General features: G+C 36.7%; 16 protein-coding genes. 4 read left to right on the top strand and 12 right to left on the bottom strand.

The window, feature by feature from the left end; translation table 11 throughout:
- From ACLI50_RS17065 to ACLI50_RS17020, 10 genes are all read right to left on the bottom strand, one after another.
- Entirely contained in the window at nt 1–579 is a 579-nt protein-coding gene (locus ACLI50_RS17065) for a TMEM175 family protein (RefSeq protein ID WP_202843363.1), read from the bottom strand.
- Nucleotides 580–1,110 carry an NADPH-dependent FMN reductase gene (locus tag ACLI50_RS17060; RefSeq protein WP_202843361.1) on the bottom strand — a complete coding sequence of 177 codons (531 nt, stop codon included), beginning with the start codon at nt 1,108–1,110 and terminating at the stop codon, nt 580–582.
- Between the two features lie 21 nt (nt 1,111–1,131).
- A complete protein-coding gene (locus ACLI50_RS17055) occupies nt 1,132–2,031 on the bottom strand; it encodes a pirin family protein (RefSeq protein ID WP_411414295.1) in 900 nt (299 codons plus the stop codon).
- A 57-nt stretch (nt 2,032–2,088) separates the two neighbouring features.
- Nucleotides 2,089–2,400 (bottom strand): GNAT family N-acetyltransferase, encoded by a 312-nt coding sequence (locus tag ACLI50_RS17050; protein ID WP_062675410.1) that lies wholly within the window; start codon nt 2,398–2,400, stop codon nt 2,089–2,091.
- A 154-nt stretch (nt 2,401–2,554) separates the two neighbouring features.
- Entirely contained in the window at nt 2,555–3,430 is an 876-nt protein-coding gene (locus tag ACLI50_RS17045; protein ID WP_411414294.1) for a pirin family protein, read from the bottom strand.
- A gap of 101 nt (nt 3,431–3,531) precedes the next feature.
- Nucleotides 3,532–4,935 (bottom strand): MFS transporter, encoded by a 1,404-nt coding sequence (locus ACLI50_RS17040; protein ID WP_343643445.1) that lies wholly within the window; start codon nt 4,933–4,935, stop codon nt 3,532–3,534.
- A gap of 137 nt (nt 4,936–5,072) precedes the next feature.
- On the bottom strand, nt 5,073–5,915 hold the full coding sequence (locus tag ACLI50_RS17035; RefSeq protein ID WP_343643444.1) for a hypothetical protein: 843 nt from the start codon (nt 5,913–5,915) through the stop codon (nt 5,073–5,075).
- Between the two features lie 264 nt (nt 5,916–6,179).
- Entirely contained in the window at nt 6,180–7,847 is a 1,668-nt protein-coding gene (gene asnB, locus ACLI50_RS17030) for an asparagine synthase B (protein WP_411414293.1), read from the bottom strand.
- A 321-nt stretch (nt 7,848–8,168) separates the two neighbouring features.
- On the bottom strand, nt 8,169–9,836 hold the full coding sequence (locus tag ACLI50_RS17025) for a GLPGLI family protein (RefSeq protein WP_202843351.1): 1,668 nt from the start codon (nt 9,834–9,836) through the stop codon (nt 8,169–8,171).
- A 185-nt stretch (nt 9,837–10,021) separates the two neighbouring features.
- A complete protein-coding gene (locus tag ACLI50_RS17020) occupies nt 10,022–11,227 on the bottom strand; it encodes an RsmB/NOP family class I SAM-dependent RNA methyltransferase (RefSeq protein ID WP_411414292.1) in 1,206 nt (401 codons plus the stop codon).
- A gap of 583 nt (nt 11,228–11,810) precedes the next feature.
- Here ACLI50_RS17020 and ACLI50_RS17015 point away from each other — a divergent pair.
- The gene (locus tag ACLI50_RS17015) at nt 11,811–12,155 is read left to right on the top strand and encodes a zinc ribbon domain-containing protein YjdM (protein ID WP_062675403.1); all 345 of its coding nucleotides are present in this window, start codon (nt 11,811–11,813) and stop codon (nt 12,153–12,155) included.
- Nucleotides 12,156–12,404: 249 nt separating this feature from the next.
- On the opposite strand, the gene ACLI50_RS17010 is transcribed toward ACLI50_RS17015, so the two are convergent.
- A complete protein-coding gene (locus ACLI50_RS17010) occupies nt 12,405–13,340 on the bottom strand; it encodes a sulfate/molybdate ABC transporter ATP-binding protein (RefSeq protein WP_411414291.1) in 936 nt (311 codons plus the stop codon).
- 75 nt (nt 13,341–13,415) lie between these two features.
- Between ACLI50_RS17010 and ACLI50_RS17005 the strand changes: the two genes are divergently transcribed.
- Both ACLI50_RS17005 and pheS read left to right on the top strand, forming a co-directional pair.
- Nucleotides 13,416–14,075 (top strand): YceI family protein, encoded by a 660-nt coding sequence (locus ACLI50_RS17005; RefSeq protein ID WP_343641629.1) that lies wholly within the window; start codon nt 13,416–13,418, stop codon nt 14,073–14,075.
- A 126-nt stretch (nt 14,076–14,201) separates the two neighbouring features.
- Entirely contained in the window at nt 14,202–15,212 is a 1,011-nt protein-coding gene (pheS, locus tag ACLI50_RS17000; RefSeq protein ID WP_343641627.1) for a phenylalanine--tRNA ligase subunit alpha, read from the top strand.
- Between the two features lie 408 nt (nt 15,213–15,620).
- Here pheS and ACLI50_RS16995 read toward each other — a convergent pair whose 3' ends face one another.
- Entirely contained in the window at nt 15,621–16,391 is a 771-nt protein-coding gene (locus ACLI50_RS16995; RefSeq protein ID WP_202843345.1) for a DUF3108 domain-containing protein, read from the bottom strand.
- Between the two features lie 153 nt (nt 16,392–16,544).
- On the opposite strand from ACLI50_RS16995, the gene ACLI50_RS16990 reads away from it, so the two are divergent.
- Nucleotides 16,545–17,600, top strand: coding sequence for an NAD(P)/FAD-dependent oxidoreductase (locus ACLI50_RS16990; RefSeq protein ID WP_062675398.1), 1,056 nt, complete (start codon nt 16,545–16,547; stop codon nt 17,598–17,600).
- The last annotated feature ends 9 nt before the right edge of the window (nt 17,601–17,609 follow it).

Here is a 17,609-nt window from a genome sequence, read left to right as displayed (position 1 = left end):
TCAATTTTCTTTTAATGTTTTTTCGATTCTTCTGTCTGGAATCAGCCATATAAGAGCCACGATATAATAAAAACCTATGGCAATATAAGGATAAAAAAATGAAGTAGCGATTCCCAGGACATAAAATACAATTGAGATATACTCTTTATATTTCGAATGGATGGCTTCTTTCAGTTTTGAATCTTCCCCTTCACAACGGATAATAACATGTTCCAGAATAGTATAGGCAATAGCCGACATAATGAGCCCGATACCATAGACTGCAACGGGATTTTTTGCAAAATTTGTTGTCCCGATCCATTCCGTAGCAACAGGCATCAGAGAAAGCCAGAACAGAAGGTGAAGATTGGCCCAGAGAATGCTGCCATTTACTTTCTTTACTGTCTGGAACAAATGATGATGATTGTTCCAGTAGATTCCTACATATATAAAACTGAAAATATAAGCCAGAAACTTAGGAAGAAGAGGTTTGACACTGGCCCAGCTATTTCCTTCAGGTACTTTCAGTTCAAGTACCATAATGGTGATAATAATAGCAAGGACACCATCACTGAACGCCTCCAGTCTTCCTTTGTTCATTTACTTTATCTGATTTTTAAAGTTTTGTATTTTACCTTTCAGATCATTCAGCATATCCGGATTGATGACCCCGCTTTCCAGATCAAAATTTTCATAGAATTTTGGCAATGAAAAAGTATCCTTAATGTCTGCCGCAAACTGTGGGAAAAATGTTTTTGCCGTATTCATCACATTTCCGCCGCCATAGCCTCCTGGAGAAGTGCTCATCAGAAGCATGGGTTTATTCTGAAATACTTTTACGTTAATTCTTGAAGCCCAGTCAAAAACATTTTTAAAAGCTGCACTGTAAGAACGGTTGTGCTCAGCAAGAGAGCAGATGATCACATCACATTCCTCAATCGCTTTTAAAAACTGATGCGCTTCATCCGGAAAACCTTTCTTTTCAAGGTCTACAGAGAATACGGGCATCGTAAAATCGTTGAGGTCAATCAGATTGATTTCCTCATCCTGAAAATCTTTCAGAACAAATTTTACCAGTTCCCTGTTGATAGACGTGGAAGATGTACTTCCGGCAAATGCTAATATTTTCATAGTTAATAATCTGAACTGAAGTTATTTTCTGTTTAAAATAGCCTTAGGAAGCGGCACATATTCATTTTCGTCACCTGGAACCAGAGGAAATGCTTCGTGATTCTGATCATTCCAGTTTACCTTTGCCTGTTCAATTAATTCTTTGTCAGAGTTAACAAAATTCCAGAATATAAAACGCTCTTCATCGAATGGCTCACCACCGAAAAGATAAACCGTTCCGTTTTCGCTCATCTCAAATTCGCAAAGTTTGGTATCTTTAGCAATCATCAGCTGTTTAGAACCATAAGAATTTCCATCTGTGGTCACCGTTCCATCCAGAACGTACATGGCTGCTTCTCCATAAAGATCTTTTCCAATGCTGATTTTTTTGGCTTCTTTTGTTTTAATTTCAAGGAAAAATAATTTGCTGTGTACCGGAACTGCAGATGTTTTTCCGAATGCTTCACCGGCAATTAATTTATACTGAATACCATCTTCCTCCCACACCGGAATTTCATCTGCCTCAATATGATGAAAAGTAGGCTCAGACTGCTCAAGATGCTTTGGAAGGCCTACCCAGATCTGAAATCCGTGAAGTCTTTTATCACTATGTCTTAAATATTCAGGTGTTCTTTCTGAATGTACAACCCCTTTTCCGGCTGTCATCCAGTTAACAGCACCCGGTTTTATTTCTATAGCACTTCCAATACTGTCTCTGTGGAAAATAGAGCCTTCCAGCAGATAAGTCAATGTAGATAAGCCGATATGCGGATGTGGCGGAACATCGAGATTCTGATAATCTTTTAATTCTGAAGGCCCCATGTGGTCAATAAAAACAAAAGGTCCAACGGCTCTTTTCTCACGGAAAGGAAGAAGTCTTCCTACGAGGAAATTTCCGATATCTGCCGCTTTTTCTTCAATAATAAGTCCAATATTTGACATGATGATGTTATACTTTTTAAATGTTATTTAAATAAATTGATGAGTATTGATGAAGGTTTACAGTTTGTCGTAGCCTTCAAATCTCTCATCCACGATACGTTTCCATTCAGGGTGTTTCTTAATAAAAGCGAAAACATAAGGACAGAAGGGTAGAAGTTTTTTTTCGCTTTCTTCAATAAAATTCAAAGTTTTCTCTACTACTGCAGCAGCCGCGCCAGTTCCGGCTAATTCCGGTTCTGCTTCAGTATGGATTAAAGAAATCTGATGCATGGTTTCACGGTAATCAATAAATGCATAATGTCCGTTGAATTCTATTTCAAATCTTTTTTCGGCTTTTACAAGAGGTATATTTTCAAATTCTGGTTTCATAATATTTGTACTAAGGGTGCTGCATTTCCTATAAATGCAGGAAATTGCTTGTTAAGACAATTAAACCTTATAGGTTCATAAAACCTATAAGGTTTGCCATTATATAAAGTTAATAAAAAAGGAATAATCAAAGATTAAGATAAATTTAAATCTTTTAATCTTCCAGGTATCCGAATTTTCCGGTATTAAAATCCTCAAAAGCCTGCATAATTTCTTCTCTGGAATTCATCACAAAAGGACCATGAGGGTAAATAGGTTCATTGATAGGCTCACCACTGATAATTAAAACAACAGCATCTTCCTTTGCTTCGATGGTAAATGTTTCGCCTTCATTTTTAAACAATACAAAATGATCGGATTTAACATTCTCTTCTCCATTAATAATAATACTTCCCTCAATCACCAAAGTCGCGGTATTGAAATGAGCAGGGAAACTAAATTCTGCTTTTCCTCCTGCTTTAAGTTTTGCGTTCATCATGTGAACCGGAGTGAAAGTGCTTGCAGGTCCTTTATGACCATCATAGTCTCCGGCAATTACTTCAATAAAACCATTATCACCGAGATCAACTCTTTCCATTTTGGAGTTTTCAATAGCCTGGTATTTTGGGCAGCTCATTTTATCTTTTGCCGGAAGATTCACCCAAAGCTGAACCATCTGAAAAATTCCTCCTTCTTTTGCCCATTCTGTTTCATGATATTCCTTGTGAAGAACTCCTTTGGCAGCAGTCATCCACTGAACATCACCTTCTCCAATCACGCCGCCGCCGCCAGCGCTGTCATGGTGTTCTACTTTTCCGCTATACGCTATCGTTACTGTTTCAAAACCTCTGTGCGGATGTACTCCTACACCTCTTGGTCTGTCTGAACCATTGAAATGAAATTTTGAATTATAATCAAGCATAATGAACGGATCCATTCTTTTCATATCCAATCCAGGAACTCCCGGAATGAAATTGTGAACCCTGAACCCATCGCCTACAAAGTGCGCAGGTTTTGGAGATACTACGATTTCTATTTTTTTAGTTGCCATCACATTGTTGATTTATGTAAACAAAATTACCATTGTTATATGCGAAAAGCATTGATCTGTGTTAAGTTCGTGGGAAAGGATGAAGCTGCGATCAGATCTGTTTAATCTTCCTTGGACTTCATATTCTTTCCATCCGAAATATGCAGTCTCCTGAACACGAATCCAGATAAAATCGTTAGTATTCCCACCGTAAGAAATGTAAGTCGGAAGGCATTATGGATTTCACCATTAATAAGATCTGTATTTTCAAATAACTTTAAAACAATCAGTCCGAAGGCAATTCCGAAGCCTATCGCCAGCTGTTGATTGACTGAGAGTAATGAGTTTCCGCTGCTGGTCTGAAAGTTACGAAGATCGGCAATAGAAATAGTATTCATGGAAGTGAACTGAATAGAGTTGAAAAAACCTAATATTGCGATGATCGGAACAAACCAGTACAAAGATGTGTGTATATCAGGTATGGCAAGCAGGCATATCAGCGTTCCGATGATGAATGTATTAATCATCAAAGTCTGGCGGTAGCCATATTTATCTAAAATTTTAATAACATATGATTTTCCGAAGATAGCCGTCAAAGCCATAGGAGCAATGATCCAGCCCGAAGTGACTGCAGACTGTTTATAGGCAATCTGAATCATTAGCGGAAGTAATAACGGAACGGAGCTGATTCCCAATCTGGTCGCCAGATTGCCCACAATACCCACACGGAAAGTTCTTACCTGAAACAGATTTAATGGGAAAATAGGATTTCCGCCTCTTTTTGCATGTTTATAATAATAGTACAGGAACAAAAATCCCATGATAAATACCAATAAGACAGGTGTGATATTCTGAATGTCTCCGAAAAGTTCCAGTGAAACAGAAAGCAGGAGAGAGGCTGCGGCAAAAATCAGGAAACCCTTTAAATCAAAATCAACATCATCGGATTTATAATTGGGCATGAATTTTAATCCTAAAAGAATTCCCAGAACTCCAATCGGAATATTGATCAGGAATATCCAGTGCCATGAAAGATAATCTACCATATAACCTCCGACCAATGGTCCCAATACAGGTCCGATAAGAGCAGGAATGATGGCAAAGTTCATGGCTTTGAGCAGTTCGTTTTTATCAAATGTTTTAATGAGTGCCAGTTTTCCGACAGGAGTCATCAGGCTTCCTCCAACTCCCTGAACGACCCTTGAAATAACAAGATGGGTGAGGTTTTGAGACAAAGAACAAAATAGCGAGCCCAGACTGAATAATACCAGAGAAAATATAAATATTTTTTTTGTTCCAAACCGGTCGGCAAGAAATCCGCTGGCGGGCATAAAAACAGCGAGGGTCAGAACATAACTGATGATAGCGTTCTGCATATTGAGGGGAGATTCATTCAGATCTTTTGCAATAGCAGGCAGGGAAGTATTCAGAATCGTGGAATCCAGCATTTGCATGAAAATAGCAGTGGCCAGAATTAAGGGAAGTATTTTTTTTACGGAGGTTTGTTGTGTATTTGCTTCTGTCATTTTGTACCGGCTGGGTTATAAAAATTCCCAGACTTATTTGATTGGAAGAACCGCTTACTCTAAGCGTTTTGATTCTTAGATAAAGAAATCCATATAAAATTAAAAAAGTCCTGTGAAATTTCACAGGACTTTTTGATTTATTTTCTAGGCTTTTCTACTCCTTTCCATTCATCACCGGCTTTTCTGTACTGGCTTAAAGTGAAAGTTTTGAAATCCTTGGTTTTGTATTCGATGTTATCGGTATTCTGTTCAAAAGGCATGATATAATAATATTCGATATCCGTTTTGTCAGACTTGTTCCCTTTTTTTACAGTAGGAACATATTTTGAGAATTTATAGCTTGGAAGATATTGTCTTAATCTGGTATAAAAAGCTTTGTCTTCTTTTTCGCTAGGAATGATATCTACAATATTAAGATCATCTTTTTTCTTGTCAATCCAAAGATAATAGGTTTTTTCTTCTCCTATATTTCTGTTGTATGAGTTGAAAGCAAATAACTCCTTCGGTACAAGCTCCTTGATTTTTTCCGGATCAACCTTCGTATAATATTGTCCCTTTGAAGGATCTACATACGTTTCAAGGTTATACATTAAAACAGAATTGTTTTCAAATTTTTTATTTTTAAAATATTGATTTAATGATAATTCTGCAGTTGCTCTCAGTTCTTTGCCTCTTGCATCCAGTTTTTTGGTCGGATTCTGAGGGTTTACATATTTTACAAATTCATATAAAACGACAGGTTTTATATCTTTAAGGTGAGGATAAGTTTTCAGTTGCTCTGCTTTTACCAGCCAGTAGAATTGTTGATAGTAGTCATCTTTATCCTGGTCTTTCACACTCTTATAAGCCAAAGCAAGCTTCTTTGAATTCAGATATTTGCCATATTTCCCTTGTCCAAAAGCAAAACTAATCGCTAATAAGGCAAATAAAACAGTAAGGTTTCTTCTCATTTTTTTATAATTGATATTTTCGTTTTCCAAATATAATTATTTATTAGATATTATTTTGGATTGTGAGTTAAATTATGCCATATTGTTATTGTTAATTCAAGAAAAAATCCTGTATTGCTACAGGATTGATAAATTATAACAGAAGGAGTTATACGTTTGAATGTGAAAAATATACATGTCATTAGTGAATTTTGCTTTGCAAGTGAATAATAAACCTGTAATCCCGTAACCCGAATCCCACAACAAATTCACAAGCGCAGCGAATTGACCATTGACGATTCATCAATCGATTCTCTAATATGACGTTTCATGTACTTTCACTGCTCTTCCGCTTGGATCGTTCATTTTTTTGAACGCTTCATCCCATTCCAAAGCAATAGGAGTGGAGCATGCCACCGATGGAACCGATGGAACAGTAGCAGCGGCGGTTTCACTTGGGAAATGTTCTTCAAAAATCGTTCTGTACCGGTATTCTTCTTTGTTCTGAGGGGTGTTTAGCGGGAATCTGAATCTTGCATTCGCCATCATTTCATCCGTCACTTCTCTTTCAGCCACCTCTTTCAAAGTATCGATCCATGAATAGCCTACACCATCCGAGAACTGTTCTTTCTGTCTCCAGGCAATAGAATCAGGAAGCAGATCCTCGAAAGCTTTTCTCAATACCCATTTTTCAATTTTTCCTTCAGCGGTACTGATCATTTTATCCTGAGGGTTAAGCGTCATCGCAATATCCATAAATTCTTTATCAAGGAAAGGTACTCTTCCTTCAATTCCCCAGCTCATCAACGCTTTGTTGGCTCTTAAACAGTCATAAAGGTGAAGTTTGCCCAGTTTTCTCACTGTTTCATCGTGGAATTCTTTTGCATTAGGAGCTTTATGGAAGTATAAATAGCCGCCGAACAATTCATCAGAACCTTCTCCTGAAAGAACCATTTTAATCCCCATAGATTTGATCACTCTTGCTAAAAGGTACATTGGGGTGGATGCTCTGATGGTGGTAACATCATAGGTTTCAAGGTGGTAAATAACGTCACGTACAGCGTCCAGTCCTTCCTGTACGGTAAAGTTAACCTCATGGTGTACAGATCCGATGTGTTCTGCAGCTTTCTGAGCTGCTGCCAGATCGGGAGAACCAACCAATCCTACGGCGAAACTGTGAAGTCTCGGATACCACGCTTCCTGTGTATCGCCGCTTTCAATTCTCTGGCGGGCAAATTTTGCAGTAATAGCGGAAATGACCGATGAATCTAAACCTCCCGAAAGAAGTACTCCATAAGGAACATCACTCATCAGTTGTCTGTGAACGGCATCTTCTAGACCTTTTCTCAGTTTTGAAATATCAGTTTCATTGTCTTTTACATGATCAAAGCTGTCCCAGTCTCTTGTGTACCATTGCTGAAGCTCAGCGCCATCTTTGCTGTAAACGAAATGACCGGGCAGGAATGTTTCTATTTTTTTACATACCCCTTCAAGAGCTTTTAATTCTGAAGCGACATAATAGTTTCCGTTTTTGTCCCAACCCTGATAAAGCGGGCAGATTCCCATATGATCGCGGGCAATAAGATAAACATCATTTTCAGTATCATATAAAGCGAAGGCAAAAATTCCGTTGAGTTTCTCTACGAAATCTTTTCCATATTTTCTGTATAGTGCAAGGATCACCTCACAGTCCGACTGAGTCTGAAACTCATAATCAGGAAATTCTACTTTTAATTCTCTATGGTTGTAGATTTCACCGTTTACGGCTAATACTACTTTTCCGTCTTTCGTAAATAAAGGTTGTTTTCCGGAAGTTGGATCTACAATGGCAAGTCTTTCATGAGAAAAAATGACTTTCTCATCCTGGAAAACTCCACTCCAATCCGGTCCTCTGTGACGGATTTTTTTTGACATTTCCAATACCTGAGGTCTTAATACTTCGGTTTTTTGCTTGGCGTCAAATAAACATACAATTCCACACATAATTTTTTATTATTTATGGAACAAAAGTAAAAGTGATGTTTATAAATAACAATTAAAAATGTTTAAATGAGAAAATTTTTAATCAATTTGTATTTTGAAGTTAAAAATTTTAACTATTTATTTGAATTATGATGTTTTTGATTAATTTTTTTCGTCGCGACTAAAATTGCATAATCTCCATACGAAATAAAAATGACATATTTATTAATCTATGGTAAGTAATTATATGAATTTTACCCCTTACTTTGTGGCTCGAAATAATTTTTTTTCATCATTTGTGTTTTTACCTTCTTGCAATTCTCATGCAAGAAGGTTTTGTTTTTATTGAACCCCCAGTAATACTCCGGAAACATTCCATGAACTGAAGCTTGTTCCTTCAGTAGGACCTTGCGGAATTTTTACCTGAATCGTATGCTTTCCTGCTTTCAGATCCCCAAGAGGAATGAAATCAGGATTGGTAACCGTTCCCGGGCACCAGTTTGATCTGCTGAGGTCTGATGACGAAAGACCATCCTGGAAATTTCCGGAGGCCGGATTGTATAAACGGTATGAACCACAGTCTGTTCTCCAGGGTACAAATGAAAAAACGGGTTTTCCATCCACCAATATAGAATTGGTTTTTGGAACAAATTCATCACCATTTTCCCAACCGCCATGTCCTGTTGTGGTATATCTTAGCTGAGCGTTTTTCAGATCTTTATCCAAAGTGAAATCAACAAGAAGGCCTTTATCCTGACTGAACATAGTAGAATAGTCCTGTCCGGCCATTTCCATAATGTTTAAAGTGTTGAATAACGGGATGGCTACATTATTTTTATTAACGTTTTGATCGCTTTTATGAATCGTAATATCAAGACTTACTTTGTGTCCTCCTTTATCATAATTTCCAATAAAAGTTCCTATCCAAAGCTCTTTTCCGGATAGAGCAGGCTTCAATTCTGTAATATCCTGCCGGTAAGGGCTGATGGTCTGCCAGTCTTTTCCCTTAAGCTGAATATGATTAAATTTCTGAATGCCAAAAGCGGTAAAGAACCGCATCATTTCCATGGCAGGGCTGTAGCTGCCGGTAGCCGTTACCCCGTAATATTGTTTTCCATTTCCGTTTTCGTAAAGAGGAAGTGTTTTTGCCCCCTTTTCCAGGCCGTCAAAAAAAGACTTTTCTTTATCCTGCGGAATAAAAAATACAGTTCCGGTTCTGTCATAAGCATCTCCGTTCGACTGCTGTTTTAGTTCTGCAAAAATAGTCTCTCCTTCTGTAATAGCAGGAAATTTTACTTTTTTTAGGATAATAGTTCCCTTGGCGTATCTTTTTATTTGGCCGTCAGATTTTGAGGCATCAGAGAAATTGATGATTTCGTTTTCAAAAACATTCAGCGTGGTAAATCTGCTTTTCCACAGGAGATCTTTATATCCCAGCTGATCGGTTATTTGTATGTTTCCTTTCAATATGTTTTCAATCCCTGTGTTCTTTATTTTTTTGATTGAAGCGGCAGTCGTTAAAGAGTTCTTATTTCTTTCCACTTCCAGAACTAATCCTAAATTCTGCCCCAATACAGATGGGCCGCCTTTTAGTTTCAGATCATTCGTATACCAGACTTCAATGGTATTTGAATTGATTTTCGTAAAGGCTTTTTTACAGTTGTACCCTAAGATCTTTTTCGTTTCATTAGTCAGTTCAAAATCCTGTTTTCCTACAGATTCAGCATCTGAGGTTGAGATGATTGAGCCGGGTTTTAAAAAGGCATAAGAAACTATAGTATTGGATGGCTTTTCCACCTTAGTGATTTCATAAGGATAGCTGCTTTTTTGTTCTTTGATCGTGCTGTTAAGAATGAAGTTTTCTTTTTCATTGACCCAGATAATTGTAGAAGGCTGATCTGTTAATGCTTTTCCGTTATAAGAACTGGAGTACTGAATTTCATAGGTCTGTGCAGAAAACAGACAATATAAAAAAACAGCCAGAAAATTGAAGACAAGTCTTGTATGCATAAAAATGAGTTTACTGCAAAGTTACTCTTAACTTTTCACAGCGTCAAACCGGTTTAATCTATACAGTTAGTAGAAAACGTACTGTAAATGTTACAAAAAATGTTACATTTTTTTTTTGAAAGATTTAAATAAAAAAAACTACTCCAGAAAATAGAGTAGTTTAAATATCGTTTAGAGGATTTAGATTAAGAAACTCTTTCAATCAAAGCCATGTAGAATCCGTCGTATCCTTCGCTAGGCATTACTTTTTCATCTTTAAGCATCTTGAATCCCGGATTGTTTTTGATGAATTCTTCTACCTGAAGATTGTTTTCAGATGGAAGGATAGAACAGGTAGCATATACCATTTTTCCTCCTTTTTTAAGCATTTTAGAATAGTCCTGAAGGATTTGTTGCTGCTCCTTTTTTATTCTGTCAATAAAGTCCTGATCAATTTTCCACTTACTGTCCGGGTTTCTTTTCAAAACACCCAGACCTGAACAAGGTGCATCAATCAGAAGTCTGTCAGCCTTTTCATGAAGTCGTTTGATCACCTTGTTATCGGAAATCATACGGGTTTCAATGTTGTGTGCTCCGGCTCTTTTGGCACGACGCTTCAGTTCTGCAAGCTTCCATTCAAAGATGTCTAATGCTACGATTTGACCTTTGTTTTTCATTAATGCGGCTAAGTGCAATGTTTTTCCTCCTGCACCTGCACATGCGTCTACTACTCTTTGTCCTTCTTTTACATCAAGAAAATACCCGATTTTCTGAGAAGAAGCATCCTGAACTTCAAATAATCCTTCTTTGAAAGCTGTGGTAAGGAAAACATTTTTCTTTTCTTCCAGCTGAACAGCGTCAGGATAACCTTTAACAGGATAAGAAACAACACCCTCATCTGAAAGATCAGAGATAAGCTCTTTGGTGGTTGTTCTTAAAGAATTGGCTCTTAAAACCGTAGGAGCCTGCTCGTTTAAAGCAATCATTTCTCTTTCCCAGCTGGCACCCAGTTCTTTTTCAAGAGTTTCAGCAAGCCATTCAGGAATAGAGTGTTCTATTGCTTTTGTAGGAACAGTGTTCTTTTTAAGTTTGGTAAGAATATCGGCGATTTTGATTCCGTCAAATTCTTCGAATTTTTTATAATTGGTTTTACTCCAGAGTAAATACGCAATAATCAGTTTGTAGATATTGTTGGGTTTTACACCTTCACCCATATAGTATTCAAGGCGTTTCTTCCAACGGATAATATTGTAAAAAATTTCAGAAACAACAGCTCTGTCCTGGCTTCCCCATTTTCTGTTTGCTTTCAAAAGTCTTTCAATAACTTTATCGGCATATTTGTTTTTCTCAAAAAATGTCTCCTGTAAGGCATCGTGAATTCCGATTGCCAAGTTTCTGTGAATAAGTTCCATAAATTTGCTTCGCTGTTTGAATCTGCAAAAATACGACTTTTAATTGAGAGTTTGGAATTTGGGGTGGGAGAGTTGATGAAGGGTTGTGAATTGTGAATGATCAATTCGCTTCGCTTGTGAATTTTCGGTTTCCGGTTGAGAGGTTTGAGTAATTATATATTGTACAGATCAGTTTTCTAATGGAAGGTTGCGCATTCACGATTCACTTTGCAAAGCAAAAACTGACTATTGACAATCTGAGATTCAGTAGTGAATGGCCTGTATGTTTATTAATTTTTTACATGGTAGAAATAAATTTTAATGCTGAATTGTAAAGATTTTCCGATTATTTATATTTTTTATTTGTTGACGATAGCCTTTTCTCTAAGACGGATAAACCTGTGTTTTTTGCTTAATGAAAAATATTTGCTGACAAAATATACACTGTTTATTACTATACTTTATTTTCTTTGCAGCAAGTTTATTTAATTTGTGTTAATTCACCTATATGTGTAAAATTAACAGGAGCTTATGATCTACTATACTGAGCTTTATTTATTGACTTCAACCTCTAAAAAGTTCTACCTTTGCAAAAAATAAAAATATGAGTGACACAGTAATTTGTCCAAAATGCAGCTCTGAGTTTACATACCCGAGCGATAATATGATGGTATGTTCCCAGTGTTTCTACGAATGGGATCCGGCAGAAGCCGCTGCTGAAGCCGCAAATGAAGGAAAAATCCTGGATTCCAACGGAAATGAACTTCAGGATGGTGATTCTGTAGTGGTAATAAAAGATTTACCTGTAAAGGGAGCACCAAAACCGGTAAAAGCCGGAACTAAAGTGAAAAATATCCGTTTGAGACCGGGAAGTGATCACAATATTGACTGTAAAATTGATGGTTTCGGAGCAATGGCTCTTAAGTCAGAATTTGTAAAGAAAGCATAAGAAAACTTTGTTTTTCTATGCCCTGAAAATAAAGAAAAGGAAAAAATTGGACAGTGTAATCTTTCAACAGACTTAATTGCAAGATTGCTAATGTCCGTCTGGAAGGCAGAAAGAGAATTAACCAAAAATTTCCTTATACTTTAGAAGTACAAATGTAAGAAAAAGTTTTAAACAGCTTCTTATGTTTGTGCTTTTTTTTATTGATAAGTATAAGTGAATGTATAAGTTATGTGTAATTCGGTTTTTCGCCTACATAAACGAAATACGGATCGTTTCTGATATTTTCTCATCCGTATACACAACAAGCTCCTTTCCTTTTGCTCTTAATTTATTCCAGTAATAATTTCCTGCAAATCTGCTTTCAAGTACTTCAGCTTCCAGACCGGTTTCTGTGATCTTGATTTCTTTGGGATAATAAGAGAATTTGGTAAGCTGGAAATCTTCAGCTTCTGCTTCACTGAAAATATTCACTTCCCCGAATAGCTTAGCAACATAAGAGTTGTAAGGATTTCTGTAGGTTTCTTCCGGGCTGTCATTCTGAATCAGTCTTCCATCCTGCAGAATAACAATCTGGTCCAGCCATGGCATGATATCCTGAAGTTCATGAGTGGAAATAATCAGAGAAACGCCATGTTGTTTTACATATCTGAAAAGTCTTTCCCTCAGTTCAATTTTTCTCGGAAAATCAAGATTACTGAAGGGTTCATCTAAAATAAGAAGCTTGGGAAGTACAGACAATGCTCTGGCAATAGCCACTCTTTGCTGTTGTCCGCCGCTTAAGTATTTTGGAAGTACATTCGCAAATTCCTGAAGCCCTACCACCTCAAGAAGCTCCGTTACAGTTTCTTTTTTTTGTTTTAAATTGATATTAGAAATAAATTTTCCTACGTTTTCAGCCACTGTAGCGTAGGGCATAAGATCAAAATTCTGCGCTACGAATTTCATTTCCGGTTCTCCTGGAACAAGATTTCCTTTCGGTCCCAAAAGCTTTGTTCCGTTAAAAATAATCTCTCCGCTTTCCCAATCCAAAAGACCATAAATCAGGTTGAGAAGAGTAGATTTTCCACATCCGCTTTCACCGGCCAGCGCTATAATTCTGTTTTCTTCAAACCTTAGATTAAGGTTCTGAAACAGGGGATTTTCTTTGTTATGAGAGAAAAATAAATTGTTTATTTCTAATAGCATATTACAAATGTAAGGTTTTTATGAAAACATAATTTTTTTTATTATATTAGCGGAACTAATAAAAATAAATCAAAAATGAGAAAAAAACTGTTTTCGTTAGCTATTCCTGCATTATTTATTGCTGCTGTAGTGGTTTCTTGTAAAAAAGACAAACCACTTACGAGTGAAAGTAATGAGGTGACGACTACTAAAGAAGGTAGCCAGTTCACTCTGGATACGCTAAACAGTAAGGTTGAATGGAAGGGATATAAAGTATTTAAATCTGAGAATACAAGCCATTTTGGAACCATCAGGTTTGAAAGCGGAGATGTGACGGTGAAAGACGGAAAACTGGAAAGCGGAAAATTCGTTGCTGATATGAACTCTTTAACTTCTGTGGACCTGAAAGACAGTCCTGAGGATTTAGGAAAATTAAACGGCCACCTGAAAAGCGGAGATTTCTTTGAAGTTGAAAAATTCCCGACAGCTTCTTATGAAATTACAAAGGTAACTCCTGCTGCAGAAGGCGATTATAATACTTTTTTGGATGGTAATTTAACCATTAAAGGAATTACAAAACCTGTTCAGTTTAAAGCTAATGTTTCTGTGAAAGATGGAGAAGTAAGTGTAGCTACTGAGCCAAAAGATATCAAGAGAGAAGAGTTTGGAGTAAAGTTTCAGGCTCCTGCTGAAAACGGCGTGATTAAAGACGAGGTAACTCTTCAGATCAGCGTTAAAGCTTTAGAAAAGAAATAATTTTTTTATTTAAGTGAAATAAGTGATTGAAGTCTGCCTCCCGAAAAAGAGGCAGATTTTTTTTTGACGGACTTATTATTCAACTTAAAATCGTATTTTTGCAAAACATTTTGAAAGGGTAAAACAATGATAGAAAAGATAGAAGAATTACTGGTCGAAGTAAATGGCTTCAATGCTACCTCTAAGGAAGAGATCGAAAACTTCCGAATCAAATACAATGGTAAAAAAGGGGTTCTGAATGATTTTTTTGAAAAATTTAAAGAAGTTCCTAACGATCAAAAGAAAGAATTCGGACAGAAGATCAACACTTTGAAGCAGGCAGTTGCTGTAAAACTGGAGGATTTGAAAAATGCTTCCGCATCTTCTGTTGTGGTTGAAAAAGAAGATCTTACAAGACCTGCTTTTCCATTGGAATTGGGTTCAAGACATCCGATCAACCTGGTAAAAAACAGAATTATTGAAATCTTCAAATCTATCGGTTTTGCAGTAGCAGACGGACCAGAGATTGAAGATGACTGGCATAACTTTACCGCGCTTAACCTTCCGGAATATCACCCGGCAAGAGATATGCAGGATACATTCTTCATTGAGCAGAATCCTGATATTCTTTTAAGAACGCATACTTCTTCCGTACAAACACGTTATATGGAAGAAAACCAGCCGCCTATCAGAATTTTATCTCCGGGAAGAGTATTTAGAAATGAAGCAATTTCTTCACGTTCTCACTGTATTTTCCATCAGATTGAAGGACTATATATTGATGAGAATGTAAGCTTTGCAGACCTGAAGCAAACCATTCAGTTCTTTACCACTGAGCTTTTCGGAAAATCTAAAATCAGAATGAGACCTTCTTTCTTCCCTTTCACAGAGCCAAGTGCTGAAATTGATGTGTATTGGGGATTAAACTCAGAAACAGATTACAGAATCACAAAAGGTACAGGATGGCTGGAAATTATGGGATGCGGAATGGTAGACCCTGCCGTACTGAAAAATGTGAATATCGATGCTGAGAAATATTCAGGATATGCATTCGGAATGGGTATTGAAAGAATCACGATGCTTCTTTACCAGATGAGTGACATCAGAATGTTCTTCGAAAATGATATCAGAACACTTGAACAATTCAAAACACTATAAAAAATCAAACCTCCGGAGCTCCGGAGGTTTTTTGTTTTTAATTACTGACCTAAGAAACAAAACGTAATTAAAAACTGATCTTATTGAAAAATTTACACGTGTCTGTTTCTTATGCCTATACTTCGGTTCGGGTCCACCAGGTACCTCAAATGAAGTATTGACATGCTGCAGTTCTTTGTCTGCCTCTATTATAAAGACAATCAATATTAACTTTCTATTACATTGGAAATAAAAAAGCCTGTCTCAAAAGTGTCATTCTGAACGAAATGAAATGGAGTGAAGAATCTCAGGTTATTAATTATCGATGAGATTCTTCCTTCGTCAGAAATCGAAGATTCGACGTAGTCAATGACAAAAATCAAATTATTTGACTTTTGAGACAGGTTTTATCTTTACAACTGTGGATTGTTATTTACTAAACTTTAAAGGATACTTCACATTTTTGTAATCATCAATGCTTGCTTTTAGTGATCCTACTGCAAGTTCAGCTTTCAATAGCATAGGAATGTGGTTGGAATCATTGGAAACCCACATGGTTACGCCTTCTTTTTCCTTAAACACTCTTCCGCTTTTTACAGAAGGAATAATTTTTAAACAGTTAATAGTTCCAAATTTGGTTTTTAAATTTTCTGTTCCTGTTACTTTCAGCTGAAAAGGAAACATTTCATCATCAATCCATACATTCATATTAATAACAGTTCCCACTTTCAGTTCATCCGGGCTTTTACTTCTTAAATAATAAAAGCAGGAAAGCATATCCTGAACACCTTTTACTGATTTCAGAACTTTAGAACCATTGGCTGGTGTCTTTTTATCTGTTAAAATTAAAGTGTTGTTATCGTGATTAAAAACGGTTTCAAAATGCTGGCGGTAACTTCCTTCACGTACATTTCTGACATAAAAGCTTGGTAATCCCGTCTGTGTATTGATGAAACTTTCATATAAATCTTCTACTTTGAAGAATGCTTTTACGGCACCTGTAGTTTGTCCTGTCCCTTTTACATAAAGATGAGGAACTCCTTTGTAGGTAGTTTGTTTGGTAGTAAGATTGGCAGTTCCCGCATTAAGGAAACCATAGTGGATTCTAAGAGTAATAGATTCGCCATCTGCAATATTATCAATCTGGGCAGAGCCTAAAAAGAATATAAATACAGCAAAAAGGTTCAAAAGTTTATTCATAACAAGACATTTACAAAAATATTGCCAAATTTAAAATCTTAAAAGATAGATATTTGACAAATCTCAGGTTTTTATTTAGAATCAATTAAATATGCTTCGCATTAAAATTAGTAAATTTGCAGTTACATGTATAATTAAATTATCTTAAAGATTATGATAACCACTGATATATTGATCATAGGTGCGGGACCTACAGGACTTTTTGCAGTTTTTGAAGCTGGTTTATTAAAAATGAAGTGCCATATTATTGATGCGCTTCCTCAGCCGGGAGGGCAATTGGCTGAACTTTATCCTAAAAAACCTATTTTCGATATCCCTGGTTATCCTTCTGTGAATGCAGGAGAATTGGTGGATAATCTGATGGAGCAGATCAAGCAGTTCCAGCCTGGATTTACCTTAGGGGAAACCGCTGTTTCTTATACAAAAATAGATGATGAATGGTTTGAGGTGATTACCAACAAAGGAACCGTTCACAGATGTAAAGCGATTGCCATCGCAGGAGGTTTAGGGACTTTTGAGCCAAGAAAACCTACGTTTGAAAATATCGCTGACTATGAAGAAAAAGGTCTTGAATATTTCGTTAAAGAACCTGAACACTTCAGAAATAAAAAAGTGGTGATTGCTGGTGGAGGTGACTCCGCGTTAGACTGGAGTATCTTCCTTTCCAATGTTGCCAGTGAAGTAACTTTGATCCACAGAAGAAACGAGTTCAGAGGAGCTTTGGATTCTGTAGAGAAAGTTCAGGATCTGAAAAACCAGGGGAAAATCAAACTAATTACGCCTGCTGAAGTTACCGGTATTAAAGGTGACGGAAAAGTAGAAGCGATTACTGTAGAAGTAGAAGGCCAGGAAGCTTACGATATTGAAACAGATTATTTCATTCCTTTATTCGGATTGACACCAAAATTGGGTGAGATCGGAAACTGGGGATTAAATATCGAAAAAAATGCAATCGTTGTAAACAATGCTCTTGATTATCAAACTAACATTGATGGTATCTACGCTATCGGAGATATCAATACATACCCCGGAAAACTGAAGTTGATCCTTTGTGGTTTCCACGAAGCTACTTTAATGTGTCAGAGTGTGTACAACAGACTAAATCCTGGTAAAAAATTCGTATTAAAATATACAACGGTAAGTGGTGTAGACGGATTTGACGGAAGCCGTAAAGAAGCTGAGAAGGCAGTTGTGAAAAAAATTGACTAATTTTGCAGA

Origin of the sequence: Chryseobacterium cupriresistens, from assembly GCF_046614675.1 — a bacterium.
GTDB lineage: Bacteria > Bacteroidota > Bacteroidia > Flavobacteriales > Weeksellaceae > Chryseobacterium > Chryseobacterium cupriresistens.
This window is presented reverse-complemented; position numbering and strand designations above follow the sequence as displayed.

Excerpts from the sequence above, each read along its gene's own strand:
- ACLI50_RS17055 (WP_411414295.1), bottom strand. The coding sequence starts at position 2,031 with ATGTCAAATATTGGACTTATTATTGAAGAAAAAGCGGCAGATATCGGA.
- ACLI50_RS17065 (WP_202843363.1), bottom strand. The coding sequence starts at position 579 with ATGAACAAAGGAAGACTGGAGGCGTTCAGTGATGGTGTCCTTGCTATT.
- ACLI50_RS17020 (WP_411414292.1), bottom strand. The coding sequence starts at position 11,227 with ATGGAACTTATTCACAGAAACTTGGCAATCGGAATTCACGATGCCTTA.
- ACLI50_RS16995 (WP_202843345.1), bottom strand. The coding sequence starts at position 16,391 with ATGAATAAACTTTTGAACCTTTTTGCTGTATTTATATTCTTTTTAGGC.
- ACLI50_RS17015 (WP_062675403.1), top strand. The coding sequence starts at position 11,811 with ATGAGTGACACAGTAATTTGTCCAAAATGCAGCTCTGAGTTTACATAC.
- ACLI50_RS17040 (WP_343643445.1), bottom strand. The coding sequence starts at position 4,935 with ATGACAGAAGCAAATACACAACAAACCTCCGTAAAAAAAATACTTCCC.
- ACLI50_RS17010 (WP_411414291.1), bottom strand. The coding sequence starts at position 13,340 with ATGCTATTAGAAATAAACAATTTATTTTTCTCTCATAACAAAGAAAAT.
- ACLI50_RS17060 (WP_202843361.1), bottom strand. The coding sequence starts at position 1,110 with ATGAAAATATTAGCATTTGCCGGAAGTACATCTTCCACGTCTATCAAC.
- asnB (WP_411414293.1), bottom strand. The coding sequence starts at position 7,847 with ATGTGTGGAATTGTATGTTTATTTGACGCCAAGCAAAAAACCGAAGTA.
- pheS (WP_343641627.1), top strand. The coding sequence starts at position 14,202 with ATGATAGAAAAGATAGAAGAATTACTGGTCGAAGTAAATGGCTTCAAT.
- ACLI50_RS17045 (WP_411414294.1), bottom strand. The coding sequence starts at position 3,430 with ATGGCAACTAAAAAAATAGAAATCGTAGTATCTCCAAAACCTGCGCAC.
- ACLI50_RS17005 (WP_343641629.1), top strand. The coding sequence starts at position 13,416 with ATGAGAAAAAAACTGTTTTCGTTAGCTATTCCTGCATTATTTATTGCT.
- ACLI50_RS17025 (WP_202843351.1), bottom strand. The coding sequence starts at position 9,836 with ATGCATACAAGACTTGTCTTCAATTTTCTGGCTGTTTTTTTATATTGT.
- ACLI50_RS16990 (WP_062675398.1), top strand. The coding sequence starts at position 16,545 with ATGATAACCACTGATATATTGATCATAGGTGCGGGACCTACAGGACTT.
- ACLI50_RS17050 (WP_062675410.1), bottom strand. The coding sequence starts at position 2,400 with ATGAAACCAGAATTTGAAAATATACCTCTTGTAAAAGCCGAAAAAAGA.